Source organism: Bartonella sp. AC329YNZD (assembly GCF_042196685.1).
Lineage (GTDB): Bacteria > Pseudomonadota > Alphaproteobacteria > Rhizobiales > Rhizobiaceae > Bartonella.
In genome coordinates, this window is sequence record NZ_JBHIQS010000050.1 from 1 (window position 1) to 3,529 (window position 3,529).

Annotated in this window: 2 protein-coding genes and 1 pseudogene; all 3 read left to right on the forward strand. The window is 37.5% G+C overall.

Going from position 1 to position 3,529, the window contains the following annotated elements; translation table 11 throughout:
• Positions 1 to 560 (forward strand): HNH/ENDO VII family nuclease (locus ACFIMW_RS08900; RefSeq protein WP_375608841.1); only part of this gene is annotated, 560 nt, incomplete at its 5' end.
• A 49-nt stretch (positions 561 to 609) separates the two neighbouring features.
• Positions 610 to 1,185, forward strand: a complete 576-nt coding sequence (locus ACFIMW_RS08905) for an SMI1/KNR4 family protein (RefSeq protein WP_375608842.1) — start codon at positions 610 to 612, stop codon at positions 1,183 to 1,185.
• Positions 1,186 to 1,278: 93 nt separating this feature from the next.
• Positions 1,279 to 3,529 (forward strand): annotated as a pseudogene (locus ACFIMW_RS08910) (DUF6990 domain-containing protein); the annotation flags it as partial.

The window sequence follows — 3,529 nt, forward strand, 5'->3', positions numbered from 1 at the left end:
AAAATCTTGCAGAACTTGCAGCTCAAGGAGATCCTGACAAATTTGCGGCGAAGAAAGAACTAACTAAACTTGCTGCTCAAGAAAAAAAGAATTGGTTAAAAGAGAAGCCCACTAAATTTACCGATAGCAAATTTGGTCAGACTAACAAAGTCTATCAGAGAGACGATTTGTTTGATCCTAACCAAATTGTTAAATGGACAGTGAATAAAAAAGACGTATGGGGTACCAATGTTGAGAGAATGGAAGCAGGAAGAGCACCTATAGGTTTTGATGGTCAACCTGTTGAGTTGCATCACCTAAAGCAAACGCATGAGGGACCCATAGCAGAAATGAGTCATGAATCTCATAAAAAATATACTTCTGTGATTCATAATAATCCTCAAAAACATCAATCACTTATAGAGAGAAAAAAGTTTGATAAGTGGAGAGAGGAATATTGGAAGGAACGGGCTAAAGGGTATAGAGAACAAAAAAACAGTAATTTAGGAGGAATAATTGATATGAGATGGGGTATCATAGGGATAGATTTTGACGGATGGGGACAGGAGCATCGGCAATAATGCTCTACGGTTGATGAAAAGAGAAAAAAGAAGTTTGGAGAAATAATCGATGAAAACCTATACCTTAGATGATGTTATACAATTAGTTGATAAATATGAAGGTGATATTGTTAATTTTTGTTCTGATGAGAATGCAGTTGATGATCTTGTGATTGAAAAAGCAGAGAAAGCTCTTGGTTTGAAGTTTACATCTTCTTACAAGAGTTTTTTGAAACATTATAAAGGTGGGGATATTGCTGGTGAAGAAATCTTTAGCCTTTATAAGCATCATATAGGTGTTCCTTTTGATGATATAGTTCACCAAAACTTAAATTATTATAGAAAACATGGTTTTGCGACACCAGAACAGCTTGTCGTGAGTTATGATCTTGATGAAACCTTTTACTTTGATTATACACAGTTTCGGGATGGTGAATGCCCACTCTATGTCATGCTTCCATTAGGCGATTGCGAATATTATGCTAGAAATTTTTATGAATTTCTTTGCAAAAGAATTAAAGTACATGCGGGGGTTGAGATACCTGATGGTGATCAACCGATTGAAAAGACTGAGAACACTCCTAGTCCGCAACCTATCCCTTTTTACAAGCGTTTTTGGAAAAAACTATGGAGGAAGGGAAATTGATGGTGAGGCAATATTTAGCCTTTCTAAAGAGCCTCAGTATTACACAAGTAATTTTTATGTAAAAGAATTACGGATTATGTTGGGGGAATGATGATGCAAACCAAAGATGTAACAGAGATATTAAAAAAGCTTTGTTGGGAGCCATATCGCGATGAAGTTGGAGATACATTTGCTTATTATCATCTTCCCGATCGCATTGTAGGCATTAGTTATGATGTTGTAGATTATGGAGAGGATGGGGAAAAATTCGGTTATCAGCTGATCTTACCACTGCTCCTTATTGCCTTGCTTGCGAATATGCTAGTGGTGAAGTATCACAGGATAAGTATGAAGATACGCTGTTTTCTGCGAAAGAGGATTTCGATGTTACAGCTTCACATCTGTCAGAAAGCCATATTAAGGAAGCTTTAAACAGAGTATTTGCATGGGCGCATGCACAGGATATTGAACAAAAATTACGTGAGGAAGCTGCTGATCACTCTCTTGTTGCAAAGGCTTTGCTTGGTGATATAGAGGCTTTAAAAGGTTACAAATCTACATCTCAATTACATATACCAGAATTTTCTGATTATCAAATAACGACGCGGTATGATCGCGTTCTTCTTTTTGCACAAGCCTATAAAAATGGGGAATTGGATGATGTTTTGGCGCGTAAAAAACCTAGAAAAAAGCTGATGAGCATCACTGCGGCAAGCCGTATTTTCAAAACTCAAGGATGGTTTGCTATGGATCCTGGAAAAATGTGGTTAGCTTTGCCTGACCGCTTTGTTGTGCTTAATTTTGGCTTAGGGTATCTTAAGGATAAGCACAATGTCCATATTGAGGCAGATACATCTACAGAAGCGATTTCTCTGGCTTGCAATTATATTCACTATGATAGAGAAGATAAACCCAGGTCGTTTAGAACTATTTATAAGCCTTTTCAGACGATTGGAGGAGGCATTTATAGTGGCATTGATAATTGTATTGATGTTTGTGTAGAAATGGTTAATGAACAAGAGCTTATCAAAATTTCTGAGCGAGTAATACAGTGGGCACGTGCTCAAGATTTAGAAATGGCGGTAGAAAACAAAACGCTTTTTCAAGAATATAGCTATTATCCAGATATTCCTTGGCATTTAGCTTGTTTAGCATTGACAGGTTAAATTGATGTCCTAAAATCCTATCAAGATTCTATCGTAGAGGGTAAGCTACCTGAGCATTTGCAAAACCTTGATGAAGAACTGGAGGAGTATGTTAATCACGCTCTTGAATTTGCTGAAAGACATCTGAAAATCCTTAATGAGCGAGAGGCAGCAGAAGGTCATCTTAGTCCACAAGTTTTGATTACTTTCAATAAAGTTGCAGAGCAATTAAAAGAAATAGGTTGGACAGTTTATCGTGATAAAAACTATGATCGCAATGCTTATTTTATAAGTAAAGACCGTATCATCAATATAATGTATAACCTTCAAAGTAATGAAGAAGAGCCGATTGTTGCATTTAAGGCTTCTCTTTCAACACTTGCCTTCTCTACTGCTTATAGAGAGATTTTCTATAATATGCCTCAATATATAGCCCTCAAAGAAGCAGAAGAAGTTTATACAGTTTCTACTACTGAATTGGATGAAGGCAAGCTAAAGCAGATTTGTGCGGACATTCTTGAGTGGGCAGATAGACAAAATATCAATCAAATTATCTATGATTATGCAGCTTTGTCTCCAGACAGTGAACTTGATCTTGTAGCGCGTCACCTCATTGCGCTTGTTTTAATTGGGGATGTTGAAAAGCTCAAATCTTATAAGGAGAGTTTTAGAAAGGGAAATCCTTTAGGTTTTGTGGAAGAAATCTCAAAATATAGAGTTGATAATCTCCTCACTCTTGCACGGGGTTATCGAACGGGTTTTCCCAAAAATGCTCCGATTTTAAGCTTGGATCCGCAAACGGCATCTGATGCTTCCAAAACTGTTGCAGGTGAGCCGACAGAGGAAGTAGAGGAAAGGGATGACAAAGATGCTCCATTGACCATGGAAAGTGCTCATGAACTTTTAAAAAGCTTAGGTTGGTCAACTGAGAAAATCAATGAGAATGACCATATGGCAAGCTATCAATTGGCTGATCGTGAAGTAGACATTCTTTATAACGACGAAATTGCCAAAGATTACCCACAATTTGATAGCGCCTTTTTGATTAGCACGGGTATTCTTTCCGCTGCTTGTAAATTCATTGATCCTACCCACACGGAAGATATCCCAGATATACAGCTTAATTTTGAAGCAAAGGGGTTAGAAATCTTTGAACCAGAAGTCACTGCGGATCGCTTAAAGCAAGCACTTGATGATGCGCTAGAATGGTCAGTCAAAGA